This window comes from Pseudomonas sp. AC169, from assembly GCF_979258515.1.
In genome coordinates, this window is sequence record NZ_OZ409866.1 from 4279319 (window position 1) to 4292642 (window position 13324).

14 protein-coding genes are annotated in these 13324 nt (G+C 57.7%); 7 read left to right on the forward strand and 7 right to left on the reverse strand.

Going from position 1 to position 13324, the window contains the following annotated elements; all coding sequences use genetic code 11:
• Positions 1 to 86: 86 nt before the first annotated feature.
• Positions 87 to 1265, reverse strand: coding sequence for a vWA domain-containing protein (locus ACZZ0G_RS19310; RefSeq protein ID WP_064388394.1), 1179 nt, complete (start codon positions 1263 to 1265; stop codon positions 87 to 89).
• Positions 1266 to 1277: 12 nt separating this feature from the next.
• Positions 1278 to 2123 carry an AAA family ATPase gene (locus tag ACZZ0G_RS19315; RefSeq protein ID WP_028620815.1) on the reverse strand — a complete coding sequence of 282 codons (846 nt, stop codon included), beginning with the start codon at positions 2121 to 2123 and terminating at the stop codon, positions 1278 to 1280.
• Positions 2124 to 2324: 201 nt separating this feature from the next.
• On the opposite strand from ACZZ0G_RS19315, the gene ACZZ0G_RS19320 reads away from it, so the two are divergent.
• Entirely contained in the window at positions 2325 to 2555 is a 231-nt protein-coding gene (locus ACZZ0G_RS19320; protein ID WP_463557184.1) for a DUF4160 domain-containing protein, read from the forward strand.
• Positions 2543 to 3040, forward strand: a complete 498-nt coding sequence (locus ACZZ0G_RS19325) for a helix-turn-helix domain-containing protein (RefSeq protein WP_463557185.1) — start codon at positions 2543 to 2545, stop codon at positions 3038 to 3040. Before ACZZ0G_RS19320 ends, ACZZ0G_RS19325 begins: the two co-directional genes overlap by 13 nt.
• On the opposite strand, the gene ACZZ0G_RS19330 is transcribed toward ACZZ0G_RS19325, so the two are convergent.
• A complete protein-coding gene (locus ACZZ0G_RS19330) occupies positions 3037 to 4113 on the reverse strand; it encodes a DUF748 domain-containing protein (protein WP_463557186.1) in 1077 nt (358 codons plus the stop codon). The genes ACZZ0G_RS19325 and ACZZ0G_RS19330 overlap by 4 nt on opposite strands.
• Positions 4114 to 4241: 128 nt before the next feature.
• Between ACZZ0G_RS19330 and cysK the strand changes: the two genes are divergently transcribed.
• Positions 4242 to 5216 (forward strand): cysteine synthase A, encoded by a 975-nt coding sequence (cysK, locus tag ACZZ0G_RS19335; protein WP_127926224.1) that lies wholly within the window; start codon positions 4242 to 4244, stop codon positions 5214 to 5216.
• Positions 5217 to 5400: 184 nt separating this feature from the next.
• Positions 5401 to 6339, forward strand: coding sequence for an aspartyl/asparaginyl beta-hydroxylase domain-containing protein (locus ACZZ0G_RS19340; protein ID WP_463557187.1), 939 nt, complete (start codon positions 5401 to 5403; stop codon positions 6337 to 6339).
• A gap of 57 nt (positions 6340 to 6396) precedes the next feature.
• Here the strand turns inward: ACZZ0G_RS19340 and ACZZ0G_RS19345 are convergent, their stop codons facing one another.
• Both ACZZ0G_RS19345 and ACZZ0G_RS19350 read right to left on the reverse strand, forming a co-directional pair.
• The gene (locus ACZZ0G_RS19345; protein WP_147303366.1) at positions 6397 to 6594 is read right to left on the reverse strand and encodes a hypothetical protein; all 198 of its coding nucleotides are present in this window, start codon (positions 6592 to 6594) and stop codon (positions 6397 to 6399) included.
• Positions 6591 to 7013, reverse strand: coding sequence for a hypothetical protein (locus tag ACZZ0G_RS19350; RefSeq protein WP_463557188.1), 423 nt, complete (start codon positions 7011 to 7013; stop codon positions 6591 to 6593). Before ACZZ0G_RS19350 ends, ACZZ0G_RS19345 begins: the two co-directional genes overlap by 4 nt.
• A gap of 292 nt (positions 7014 to 7305) precedes the next feature.
• Here ACZZ0G_RS19350 and ACZZ0G_RS19355 point away from each other — a divergent pair, with 292 nt between their 5' ends.
• Both ACZZ0G_RS19355 and ACZZ0G_RS19360 read left to right on the forward strand, forming a co-directional pair.
• Positions 7306 to 7470, forward strand: coding sequence for a hypothetical protein (locus ACZZ0G_RS19355; RefSeq protein ID WP_463557189.1), 165 nt, complete (start codon positions 7306 to 7308; stop codon positions 7468 to 7470).
• 95 nt (positions 7471 to 7565) lie between these two features.
• Complete coding sequence (locus ACZZ0G_RS19360; protein WP_463557190.1) at positions 7566 to 8429, forward strand: DMT family transporter; 864 nt, start codon at positions 7566 to 7568, stop codon at positions 8427 to 8429.
• Between the two features lie 119 nt (positions 8430 to 8548).
• Here the strand turns inward: ACZZ0G_RS19360 and ACZZ0G_RS19365 are convergent, their stop codons facing one another.
• Together ACZZ0G_RS19365 and ACZZ0G_RS19370 are read right to left on the reverse strand one after the other, a co-directional pair.
• The gene (locus ACZZ0G_RS19365; RefSeq protein WP_463557191.1) at positions 8549 to 9457 is read right to left on the reverse strand and encodes a DMT family transporter; all 909 of its coding nucleotides are present in this window, start codon (positions 9455 to 9457) and stop codon (positions 8549 to 8551) included.
• A gap of 85 nt (positions 9458 to 9542) precedes the next feature.
• Complete coding sequence (locus ACZZ0G_RS19370; RefSeq protein WP_463557192.1) at positions 9543 to 11168, reverse strand: methyl-accepting chemotaxis protein; 1626 nt, start codon at positions 11166 to 11168, stop codon at positions 9543 to 9545.
• 397 nt (positions 11169 to 11565) lie between these two features.
• On the opposite strand from ACZZ0G_RS19370, the gene aceK reads away from it, so the two are divergent.
• Positions 11566 to 13287, forward strand: coding sequence for a bifunctional isocitrate dehydrogenase kinase/phosphatase (gene aceK / locus ACZZ0G_RS19375; protein WP_463397287.1), 1722 nt, complete (start codon positions 11566 to 11568; stop codon positions 13285 to 13287).
• The last annotated feature ends 37 nt before the right edge of the window (positions 13288 to 13324 follow it).

Genomic DNA, 13324 nt, shown 5'->3' on the forward strand with positions numbered 1-13324 from the left:
CGCGAGCAGGCTCGCTCCCACATTGGAATGCATTTCACCTTTGGGAGCGAGCCTGCTCGCGAAGAGGTCATCACTGACAACGCAGATTATTTGGATAAAAACCGCATCCCTTCCTCCAACCCGCGCAACGTCAACGGATACATCTGATCCTCGATCAGATCCCGCACGATATTGGTCGACGAGGTATAGCCCCAGGTATCTTTCGGATACGGGTTGATCCAGATGAGCTTCTTGTACTTCTCCATGAAGCGCTGCATCCACACGTAGCCCGGCTCTTCGTTCCAGTGCTCGACACTGCCGCCAGCCTGGGTGATTTCATACGGTGCCATGGCGGCGTCACCGATGAAGATCACTTTGTAGTCGGCGCCGTACTTGTGCAGCAGATCCTGGGTCGACGTGCGCTCTGACGTGCGGCGCATGTTGTTCTTCCACACCGATTCATAAACGAAGTTGTGGAAGTAGAAGTACTCCAGATGCTTGAACTCGGTCTTGCAGGCCGAGAACAGCTCTTCACAGATCTTCACGTGCGCGTCCATCGAGCCGCCGATGTCGAACAGCAACAACAGCTTCACCGTGTTGCGTCGCTCGGGACGCATCTGGATATTCAGCAGCCCGGCGTCCTTGGCGGTGTGGTCGATGGTGCCGTCGATGTCGAGTTCTTCTGCCGCACCCTGGCGGGCGAATTTACGCAGGCGACGCAGGGCGACTTTGATGTTGCGCGTGCCGAGTTCCACCGAATCGTCGAGGTTCTTGTACTCGCGCTGATCCCAGACTTTCACGGCTTTACCCTGCCGCTTGCCGGCATCGCCGACCCGAATACCTTCCGGGTTGAATCCACCGGAGCCAAATGGGCTGGTGCCACCGGTGCCGATCCATTTGTTGCCGCCAGCGTGGCGTTCCTTCTGTTCTTCCAGACGTTTCTTGAACTCTTCGATCAACTTGTCCAGCCCGCCGAGGGACTGGATCTGCGCACGCTCCTCATCAGTCAGCGAGCGCTCGAACTCCTTGCGCAGCCAGTCTTCGGGAATCAGTGCCTGCAAGTGGTCGTCGAGCTTTTCCAGTCCATTGAAGTAGGCGCCGAACGCACGGTCGAACTTGTCGAAATGGCGTTCGTCCTTCACCAGAATCGCCCGCGACAAGTAGTAGAACTCGTCCATGTCGGCGAAGGTCACGCGCTGTTTCAGCGCGTTGATCAGGTCGAGCAGCTCACGCACCGACACCGGCACCTTGGCTGCACGCATTTCATTGAACAGGTTGAGCAACATGGCATCAGCCTCTTAGCGGGTGCCGCGACGGCTCATGAACGCCAGCCGCTCAAGCAGTTGCACGTCCTGCTCGTTCTTGACCAACGCACCGGCCAGCGGCGGAATGGCTTTGGTCGGATCGCGTTCGCGCAACACCGCTTCGCCGATGTTGTCGGCCATCAGCAGCTTCAGCCAGTCGACCAGTTCCGAAGTCGACGGCTTCTTCTTCAGGCCCGGCACCTTGCGCACATCGAAGAACACGTCCAGCGCTTCGCTGACCAGATCTTTCTTGATGTCTGGGTAATGCACGTCGACGATTTTCTGCAGGGTGGTGCGGTCGGGGAAGGCGATGTAATGGAAGAAGCAACGGCGCAGGAAGGCGTCCGGCAGCTCTTTTTCGTTGTTGGAGGTAATGATGATGATCGGGCGCTTCTTGGCCTTGATGGTCTCGTCGATCTCGTAAACGTAGAACTCCATCTTGTCGAGTTCTTGCAGCAGGTCGTTGGGGAACTCGATGTCGGCCTTGTCGATTTCATCGATCAGCAGAATGACCCGCTCTTCGGACTCGAAAGCCTCCCAGAGCTTGCCTTTCTTTAGGTAATTGCGCACGTCATGGACTTTTTCAGTGCCCAGTTGCGAGTCGCGCAGACGGCTGACCGCATCGTACTCGTACAGGCCCTGATGAGCCTTGGTGGTGGACTTGATGTGCCAGGTGATCAGCTTGGCGCCAAACGATTCGGCCAGCTGCTCGGCGAGCATGGTCTTGCCGGTGCCCGGCTCGCCCTTGACCAGCAGCGGCCGCTCCAGGGTGATGGCGGCGTTGACCGCCAGCTTCAGGTCATCGGTGGCGACGTAGGCCTGGGTGCCTTCGAACTTCATCTGCTAATCCTCGAACAGTAACGCCGACCTGAACGGGCAGGGCGGGGGCGAAATAATCGGATGCCCGACTATAACGCGCAGCCCGGTCGACTGTGAACGCAGACGGCTTATTCAGTCTCTGAATGGGGCGTCACATGTTGACTCAGTCTCGGCCGATGGCCAGTATTCAGGTATCGCCGATTTGGCGATAGCCTCTCGGACATGACAACTAAATACCGATTTCGCGACAAATACCGCATTCAGTTGCGCGAGAAGGATCGCCCGCCGCCCCATGTTCACCTTATCGGTGGCGGAATTGAGGTGATGCTGAGCCTTGAAACCGTTGAGGTGATGACGGGCAAGGCGCCGCCGCTGATTATCAAGGAAGCGCTGGCGTGGGTTGCGGCTCATCAGGTGCAACTGTTGGAGGACTGGAAACGATGTTACCCATGAAAAGGCCTCGTCTGTCGGCTGTGCAAGCACTGTCAGATTTTCGATTGGCACTGACCTTTATTGATGGTCAGGAACTGACACTTGAGCTCGGCGGGGATATTCACGCTTATCCAGGTCTGCAACCTTTGCTCGATCCCGAAGTGTTTGCCACTGCGACAATGGACGACGACGGCTGGACTGTCGAATGGCTTGAACCTGATATACAGATTGGTGCAGACACACTTTACATGGATGCGCTGGCTCAAAACGCAGCTGATGAAAACACGCGAATCTTTATCGACTGGCGCGCCCGAACGGGACTGTCTCTTAATCAGGCTGCCGAAGCGCTGGGTGTCAGCGCTCGTAGCATCAGTCGCTACAGTAGTGGGCGCGAGGCAGTCCCACGTTCACTGGCGCTGGCTTGTCTGGGCTGGGATTCACTGCAACAAAGCTCAACACTGGCCGCAGAGGAGTCGGGTCGCTATATCGTCAACCGCAAAACCTAACCGGCATCCGGCTTCGGCCGTTCATACCTGGCGTTGAATGCCTGCACGAAGCCATTACGCAAAATCTGCAAAAACGCTTCGAACGCGCTGATATTTTGCTGATGCACATTACCGCTGAGCTCGACCTTGGTGGCGAACTGGTTTTTCGCCTGGTTCTTCAGCACGGTTTCCGTGCCGCCCACCAGTGCCTCCCAGACTGAGCGGAAGATGCTTTTGTTCTTGTTTTCCACGTCCTGCTGCCAGTTGAACACTTCGACGTCGCGCAGCAGCGGTTTGATATAGCCGTTGACCTGGGCTTTTTTGGCTTTGGCCTCGATCACCACGTCGCCGTGGCCGGCGTTGAAGTCGAATTTGCCGTAGGCCGAGGCGAAGTCGTTCATGCGCTTGAGCTCGATGTCTTTGGCGCGCAGGCGGAATTCGAAGTCTTCGAAGTTGCTCAGAGGGTCGAACGTTGCGGTGGTTTCCAGCGGCGCGTGGCCCAGCAGCAGGGCTTTGCCTTCGAAGCGGGCATCGCGTTTGCCCTGTTTGTCGACCACGTTGGTCAGGTTGTAGATGCTCGCGTCGACGTTGGTCGCGTTCATGTTCACTGGAGGTTTTGAATTGAAGTTGCGAAAACTGATCTTGCCGTCCTGAATCTGTACTTCGTCGAGAGTGATCGGCAGCAATTTGCCCAATTGTGCGCGCCAGTCGGTGCCTTGACCTGTTTGTGAGTTCTGTTTGTTAGCGCCACCATCGACGAAATTGACTTCAGGATTTACGAATCTCACCCGTGCCACGACGGCATGGTCGTACCACAGCGAATGCCAGCTGACCGCCAGATCGATCAGCGGCGCGTTGACGAACGGTACCGGCACCTTGCCGTCGACCTTGACGATCTTCAGCCCATTGATCTTGTAGGCGCCGCGCCATAGGGCCAGGTCGACATCAGTGATCTGGCCCCGATAATCACCCATGTCCGCCAGCTTGCCGTTCAGGTAGTCGCGCACCATGTAGGGCAGGGCGATGTGCAGCGCGAGCAGCAACACAACGATTCCCGCGAAAATCCACAATGGCCAGCTGTAGCGACGTTTCATGGCAGTCATTCCCCAACGATTCAAAGCGATTGACTGCTGATGGCCGCAGTCGTTCGACCCGACTGGACTGTGATGGGCAACAGGCTTACCTTGGAACGCTGAATTCAATGCTGCATAAGGACCCAGCCATGAGCCGTATTTTCGCTGACAACGCCCACTCCATCGGTAATACACCGCTGGTGCAGATCAACCGCATCGCGCCGCGCGGTGTGACCATTCTGGCCAAGATCGAGGGGCGCAACCCTGGTTATTCGGTCAAGTGCCGGATCGGCGCCAACATGATCTGGGACGCCGAAAGCAGCGGTAAACTCAAGCCGGGCATGACCATCGTCGAGCCGACCTCGGGTAACACCGGCATCGGTCTGGCCTTTGTCGCTGCCGCTCGTGGTTACAAGTTGATGCTGACCATGCCGGCCTCGATGAGCATCGAGCGCCGCAAAGTGCTCAAGGCACTGGGCGCCGAACTGGTGCTCACCGAGCCGGCCAAAGGCATGAAAGGGGCCATCGAGAAGGCGGCCGAGATCGTTGCCAGCGATGCCGACAAATACTTCATGCCGGCGCAGTTCGATAACCCGGCCAACCCGGCGATTCACGAAAAAACCACCGGTCCGGAGATCTGGAACGATACCGACGGTGCCGTCGATGTACTGGTGGCAGGCGTCGGCACCGGTGGAACCATCACCGGCGTTTCGCGGTATATCAAGAATACCCAGGGCAAACCGATTCTGTCGGTGGCGGTGGAGCCGATGTCGTCCCCCGTGATCACTCAGGCGCTGGCCGGTGAAGAGATCAAACCGAGCCCGCACAAGATTCAGGGGATCGGCGCCGGTTTTGTGCCTAAGAACCTTGATCTGTCGATGGTCGACCGGGTCGAGCAGGTCACCGACGACGAATCCAAGGCCATGGCGCTGCGCTTGATGCAGGAAGAAGGGATTTTGTGCGGCATCTCCTGCGGTGCTGCGATGGCGGTAGCAGTGCGTCTGGCCGAGACCCCGGAGATGCAGGGCAAAACCATCGTTGTGATTCTGCCGGACTCGGGCGAACGTTATCTGTCGAGCATGCTGTTCAGCGATCTGTTCACTGAGCAGGAGACTCAGCAATAATCGAGTTGATTCAGATCAGGCTGGGTTCAGGATCGTTATGCTAATAAATGCTTTGTTGCGCAATTCTTAACACTGAATCTTGTGTAAGGCGGGTTTTGCCCGAAGCCGGTAGTGTTTATCATGGCCGGCTGCCATGCCGGGTAAAAGGCATTGCGCAGCGTTGTCTTTATTCAAGGAGTCGTTGATGACCTTTTCGTTAGCCGCCAAGGTATTGGTGCTGCTGCTGTTTGTGGGCAGCATCCTCTATGTGCATTTGCGCGGCAAAGCACGTTTGCCGGTTCTGCGCCAGTTCGTCAACCACTCGGCGCTGTTTGCCCCGTACAACGCCTTGATGTACCTGTTCTCCGGCGTACCGTCCAAGCCGTATCTGGATCGCAGCAAATTCCCTGAACTGGACGTGCTGCGTGATAACTGGGAAACCATTCGCGACGAAGCCATGCATTTGTTCGATGAGGGCTATATTCGCGCGGCAGAAAAGAACAACGACGCCGGTTTCGGTTCGTTCTTCAAAAAGGGTTGGAAGCGTTTCTACCTCAAGTGGTACGACAAACCACTGCCCTCGGCCGAAGCCCTGTGCCCAAAAACCGTGGCACTGGTCAGCGCCATTCCCAACGTCAAAGGCGCGATGTTCGCGCTGTTGCCGGGTGGTAGCCACTTGAACCCGCATCGCGATCCGTTCGCCGGTTCCCTGCGTTATCACCTCGGCCTGTCGACGCCGAACTCCGACGATTGCCGGATCTTCGTTGATGGTCAGGTTTACGCCTGGCGGGACGGCGAGGACGTGATGTTCGACGAGACCTACGTTCACTGGGTCAAGAACGAAACCGACCAAACCCGCGTGATCCTGTTCTGCGACGTCGAGCGCCCGCTGAGCAACCGCCTCATGACACGCATCAACCGCTCGATCAGCGCCTGGCTCGGCCGTGCCACCGCACCGCAGAATCTCGACGACGAACGCGTAGGCGGGATCAACCAGGCTTATGCCTGGAGCAAGAACTTCAGCGACAAGTTCAGTGGTGTGGTCAAACAGTGGAAACGCCGTAACCCGAAAGCCTACCGCGTGATGCGACCGGTGCTGGCGGTGGTGGTGTTGACGTTGTTGGGGTATTGGCTGTTTGGTTAAGGCTGGATCAGGCAATAAAAAACCGCTCCTTGTGAGCGGTTTTTTATTGCCTGCGAATCAGCGCCGTCCAGCGAGAACGTTGGGTTCGTCTTCGATGCCTGTAATCAGTAGCTGAAGAAAGCGCTGCTGATTGGCTGATAGCTCAGAGGAGATAAGCTTTTCGTCAGTTTTGATTGATCTTTTCTTAGTGGGGGATTTTTTCACTGATTTGCGCATGCTCCCGCCCTCGTTGATCATTACTTGAACAGTTTTCACGATACTTTACTCTCCACTGCGAGGACAAGGCGGCCTTCAAAATCAAATTTGAAGCCGAGTTTTGTGTAAACAGGAATTGCTCCTGGTATCGGTTCCTGGACTTCAATGCACTTGCTGCCGATTATTTGCGCAAACTCATCGATGGCCACCATCGACAAAAGCGCAACACGCTTTTTAAGCGGGTGAGGCACTCCAGGCCGCCCCTCCAATCGTACGATTCGAATTCGCTGGCGGCTTTTGTTCGGGTTGACAAAACACAGCCCGCATAGCTGTTCTTCAAACCAGATCGCGATATCCAGGGACAAAGGTTCTCGTGACTTCCATTCGGCAATCTCTCGCCAGCAAAAATGCGGATCATCCCAAAGATCAAACGCACCTAGTGCTTTGGCATCGATAGGTTCAAAGCGTAGTTTCGACAAGTCCTGTCCCGCTGGTAGCTGCAACAGAGCAGTGGCGATGCTTGCCTGCTTCCTGGCCAGCGACCGATACAATTGATAGCGCAGATAACTCCGTTCCCTTGGCATTTGATTTCGAGCATTCCATGTCTCCCCATCGATAGGTGTAGCCGTGCTCAACAGCCTATTCAGCTCTCATGCATCCGTCGCTACTGGCCCTTTGTCCAAATCATTGCAATCCATGTCCCACGCTGGTTATAGTCGGCGCTCGTGAGCCCCTGGTTCACCTTCCACCCCTTCAAAAAAGATCTGCCAAATGCCTGCATCCCTCATCAACGCGGTAGTCGATTCAGCGGTCAACGCTGGCGTCGTGCCGTGCGGGAATCAGCAGCCCCAGCAGATCAGTCATTACCCTCCACCTGTCAGTAGCACGCCGGTGTGCGCAGTCGTATCACCGCCGGGCGTTGGCGTTTCGGGCTGATCGGCAGTTTCTGCTGACCCCTGCGCCCGCCAGAAAAACCTACTGAATTTCAGCTTCGGCTGAGTTGGCTTCTTGCCTGACTACAGGTGGTATTCATGTTTGTCCTGTCGAAAAAATCCGCGCTCGCGGCGGCGTCCACGAGCCTGTTCGTTCTGCTGTGGAGCAGCGGCGCGATCTTCTCCAAATGGGGGCTGGCCCACGCGTCGCCCTTTGCTTTTCTGCTGATTCGCTTTGTGATTGCCTTGTGCGGGCTGGCGCTGCTGGCGCCGTTGCTCAAGTTGAAGTTGCCCAAGGGCGGGCGGCCAATGCTCTTTGCGATCGTCACCGGAGTGGTGTTCTTGGGGGCGTATCAGATTTTCTATCTGTTGGCGCTCAACAGCAAAGTCACGCCGGGGGTAATGGCCACCATCATGGGCGTGCAGCCGATTCTCACGGTGGTACTGATGGAGCGGCAGCGCTCGGCGAGCCGGATGTTCGGTCTGGCGCTGGGGCTGGCGGGCCTGATCATGGTGGTTTACCAAGGCATCGGCCTGGCCGGGATGTCCTGGGCGGGAATGTTGTTTGGATTGCTGGCGCTGGCAAGCATGACGCTGGGCTCGATCATGCAGAAGCGCATCACGGAAAATCCCCTCGGTACGCTGCCAGTGCAATACCTGGCCGGGCTGTTGTTGTGCGGGATTTTTGTGCCGTTTCAGCCGTTCCACTTTGAACACAACGCAGGTTTTATCGTGCCGGTGTTGTGGATGGGGCTGGTGGTGTCGGTGCTGGCGACGTTGTTGCTGTATCGGCTGATTGCGCGGGGCAATCTGGTGAATGTCACCAGTCTGTTTTATCTGGTGCCAGCGGTGACCGCGGTGATGGACTATCTGATTTTCGGCAATCGCCTGGCGGCGTTGAGTGTGCTGGGGATGCTATTAATCATCGTTGGGCTGGCGTTTGTGTTTCGTAAAACCAGTTAATAGATAGATTGGCGGCGCTTGTCCCGCCGCCTTCGCGAGCAAGCTCGCTCCCACATTGGAATGCATTCCCCTGTAGGAGTGAGCCTGCTCGCGATAGCCATTTCGGCAGCGTCAGAAGTCTAGCGAGCTGTCACCTGCGAAGGCTTCACCGTCGCCGGCTTCAACACCAACCACAACGCCGCTGCAATCAGCACGCCACCGTAGATATGCGCCATCGACAGCGGCTCATCCAGCAACAACGCCCCCCACAGCACGCCGAACGGCGGAATCATGAAAGTCACGGTCATCGATTTCACCGGGCCAATCGAACTGAGCAGGCGGAAATAAATGATGTAGGCAAACGCCGTGCAACCCAGGCCCAGACCGAGCAGCGACAGCCAGACATTCCAGCCGCCCCAACTGATCGGTGGCGCGGTGATGACACTGTAGGCGAACAGCGGCAACAGGAACAACGTCGCACCGAGCATGCTGCCCAGCGCCGACAGACGACTGTCCAGCCCGCCGGCCTGATCGAGCCAGCGGCGCGCGAGGAAACCGGCAAAACCATAACAAGTGGTCGCCAGCAAGCAGGCGAGGGCGCCCATCAACAGTTGCATGTCAAATGCCACGGGACCGGCGCGGGTCAGCACGCCAACGCCGAACAGGCCGAGGAACACTCCGCCCAGTTTGGCTGTGGTGAGTTTTTCACTGAAGAACAACCCGCCAATCAGCACGCCCATCAACGGCGTGGTGGCGTTGAAGATTGCCGAATAGCCGGCTGGCAGTACCTGAGCCGCAACGGAATACAGTGTCGCCGGAATCCCCGAGTTGATCACACCCAGCAGCATCACGGTTTTCAGTTTGCCTTTGAAATCCCAACGCACGCGCATCAGCCCGAGGATCACCAGCAAGCCAACGGCCGCAATCGACACGCGAAAGAACCCGGTCGGAATCGTGCCGATCACTGGCGCAATAATGCGCATGAACAGAAAACTCGCGCCCCAGATGGCCGCCAGCGACAACATACGGAAAATATCGACAGGGCTCACGGCGGGTCTCCTTCCTTGATCGGGACGAGAGTGTTGCCGAGTGCCCTGACGATGGCAACCGCTATTCGGGCATGCAACTTTCCGATCAGATCACGAAGCGTGTCACCAGGCCGTTAAGGTCGACGGCCAGACGCGACAGTTCCTGGCTCGCCGCAGATGTCTGGGTGGCACCGGCAGCGGTCTGGGTCGAGAGGTCGCGGATGGTCACCAGATTCTGATCGACCTCACGCGCCACCAAGGCCTGTTGTTCGGCAGCGCTGGCGATCACCAGATTGCGCTGGTTGATCTGCGAGATCGACGCGGTGATTTTCTCCAGCGCCTGACCCGCGCTGTTGGCTCGGCGCAACGTCTGGCCAGCCTGCTCGGCACTGCTCTGCAAGGCACCCACTGTTGCCCCGGTGCCTTGCTGGATGCTGCTGATCATCAGCTCGATTTCTTCGGTGGAATTCTGCGTGCGCTGTGCCAGCGAACGCACTTCATCGGCCACCACGGCAAAACCTCGCCCGGCTTCACCGGCGCGTGCCGCTTCGATCGCCGCATTGAGCGCCAGCAGATTGGTTTGCCCGGCAATCCCGCGAATCACCTCCAGCACTTTGCTGATGTCCTGTGCCTGCGTGGCCAGGCCCTCGGCTTGGGCGGAAGCGCCGAGTACCGCATCGACCAACTCCTGAATCGAACTGATGGTTTCACTGACCTGCACATGGCCGTGCTTGCTGTCCTCGTTCGACGCAGCAGACGCCTCGGCGCTAGACACGGCGTTGGCGGCGACTTCGTCTACCGCCGTGCTCATCTCGGTGACCGCCGTGGCGGCTTGCTCGATCTGATCATTCTGCTGTTGCAGGCCGCGAGTGCTTTGCTCCATCACCGAACTCATTTCCTCGGCAGCGGAAGCCAGTTGCTGCGCCGATTCGCTGATGCCGCGAATGGTCGAGCGCAGATTGCCCTGCATCTCGGCCAAGGCGTCGAGCAGATGCGCAGCCTCATCTTTACCGGTGCTGACGATCTGTCCGCTGAGGTCTCCGGCAGCAATGCGCCGCGCCACATTCAGCGCCTGATTGATCGGGGTGGTAATGCTGCGCGTCAACTGCCAGGCCAACAGCAGCGTGGCAATCAGGGCAACCACGATGATGCTCGCGACGATCCACAACGCCCGTTGATACATCGCTGCGGCGGCATCGGCGGCGACATCGGCGCCTTGCTGATTGAACGAGATCATCTGCTCCAGTGCCTTGTCGAGAACTGTTCCCTGTGGTGCCAGTTCATTACTAAGGCGGGTGTAGGCCTGTTCACTCTGCCCGGCGTCGATCTGGCCGATGATCTGTTCGAGGATGCTCATGTACTTGGCGGTGCTGGCATTCAAGCTGTCGAGCATCACCCGTTCTTCTTCGCTGGAGAGCAGGGTTTTGTGATCGGCGAGGCGCTTGAGCAATTCTTCGCGCTGCGCCTTGATGATGCCTTTGCTTCGGTCGCGCACGGCAGGCTGGGTGCTGGTGATCAGGCGCAAGGATTCGAGGCGAATGCTGGCGATGTTCGCCGCCGCGTCATGGATGCTCTCGATGCTCGGCATCCAGGATTCTTCAATCACCGTTGCACTCTCGCGCAGGGTTTTCATCTGGCCCAGACCGAACAGCCCGACCACCACCAGCAGACCGGCCAAAACGGCAAAGCTCAAACTGGCGCGCAAACCTATGCGCAGATTCCGGATAGACATCAGTGTGCTCCTTGATCATTGAAGGGGGAGGTCGTCCTCGTCAGCGAGGATCTTGTTTTGAGGCGGATAACGGCGGGCTGTATATCAAAGTGCCACTATTTTGGTAAGACCAATCTGTAAGCGACGCTGGCGGTAAGTGCATTTGCTGCAAAGCCGCGAACTAGAGGCGTTTGATCAGTATTGGATCCGAAGACCAGAGAATTCGCGGGCTGGCGCAGGGCGGCAAGAAGGACCGCTGAGGTGATTAACTGACCGAACGGTCGATTAAAAAAACTTTGCTAAAAACTGTGTCGCTGTACAACCCTGACGCGAATTTGGCCGAAATTGCACTTCACGCACGCGCACTTGCGTGGCTAAGCTCAGGCACAGATTCCCCACGCACGCCGAGGTCCTATCTATGCCGCAGCAATGGCCAGCCACCGACATCGCCCGCATGATCCTCGATGGCTTTGACGATTACCGCGAGCATTTCCGGCGGATCACCGACGGTGCCCGGGAACGTTTCGAACAGGCCCGCTGGCAGGAGACGCAAACGGCGTCGGCGGCGCGGATCAATCTCTACGAAGAAAAGGTCGGCGAAACCATCGCCCGCCTGCGCGAGTATTTCGACGACGACACGCTGATGAATGTCAGCTGCTGGCCGCTGGTGAAAAGCGCCTATATCAGCGTCATTGACCTGCGCTTCGACGATGAGCTTTCCGAGACCTGGTACAACTCGATTTTTTGCGGGCTGTTCAGTCACGACCTGATCAGCGACGGCTGCATGTTCATCCACACCACCCGTCCGAGCCTGCGCCGTGCCCGCGCCGCGCAAACCCGCACCTACAAGCCGCAAGGGCAGTTGTCGGGGATGCTCGCGAGCATTTTCGCCGATTATCGCTTCAGCGAGGATTACGCCGATTTGCCTGGCGACCTGCAGCGGCTCGAAGCGCAATTGCGCGAGAATTTGCCGGATTGGGTGTGCAAGGATCCGGAACTGGCCGTCGAACTGTTTTCTTCGGTGTTGTACCGCAACAAGGGCGCCTATCTGGTCGGGCGCATCTATACCCGCGACGAACAGTGGCCACTGGTGATTCCGCTGCTGCACCGCGAAGGGCGCGGGATTCAGATTGATGCGCTGATCACCGACGAAGCCGACGTGTCGATCATCTTCTCGTTCACCCGTTCGTATTTCATGGTCGACGTGCCGGTGCCGGCGGAATTCATCGGTTTCCTGCGGCGCATCCTGCCGGGCAAGCACATCGCCGAGCTGTACACCTCGATCGGCTTCTACAAGCACGGCAAATCCGAGTTCTACCGCGCCCTGATCAACCATCTGGCCAACACCGATGACCAGTTCATCATGGCTCCGGGTGTGCGCGGCATGGTCATGAGCGTGTTTACCCTGCCGGGTTTCAACACCGTGTTCAAGATCATCAAGGACCGTTTTTCGCCGTCGAAAAACGTCGATCGCGCCACGGTGATCGAGAAGTATCGGCTGGTGAAAAGCGTCGATCGGGTAGGGCGCATGGCCGATACCCAGGAGTTTGCCGACTTCCGTTTTCCGCTGAGCAAGTTCGATCCGGCGTGTCTTGAGGAATTGCTGGAAGTCGCGCCCTCGACAGTCTCGGTCGAGGGCGAAACCGTATTGATCCGCCACTGCTGGACCGAGCGGCGGATGACCCCGCTCAATCTGTATCTGGAAAACGCCAACGATGCGCAGGTGCGTGAGGCGCTGGAAGATTACGGCCTGGCGATCAAGCAACTGGCGGCGGCGAACATCTTTCCCGGCGACATGCTGCTGAAAAACTTCGGCGTCACCCGGCATGGGCGGGTGGTGTTTTATGACTATGACGAGATTTGTTTCCTGACCGAAGCCAACTTCCGCCACATCCCTGCGCCGCGCACGCCGGAGGACGAAATGGCCTCCGAGCCGTGGTATTCGATTGGGCCGCTGGATGTGTTTCCCGAGGAGTTTCCGCCGTTTCTGTTTGCCGATTCCGGGCAGCGCAAGTTGTTCGATCAGTTGCACGGCGAGTTGTATAACGCCGATTACTGGAAGAGCCTGCAGGAGGCGATTCGGGCGGGGAAGGTTATTGATGTTTTTCCGTATCGGCGTAAAGGCCTCGACAACGAGTAGCTCTTTTAAAAACCCCTCACCCCAGCCCTCTCCCAGA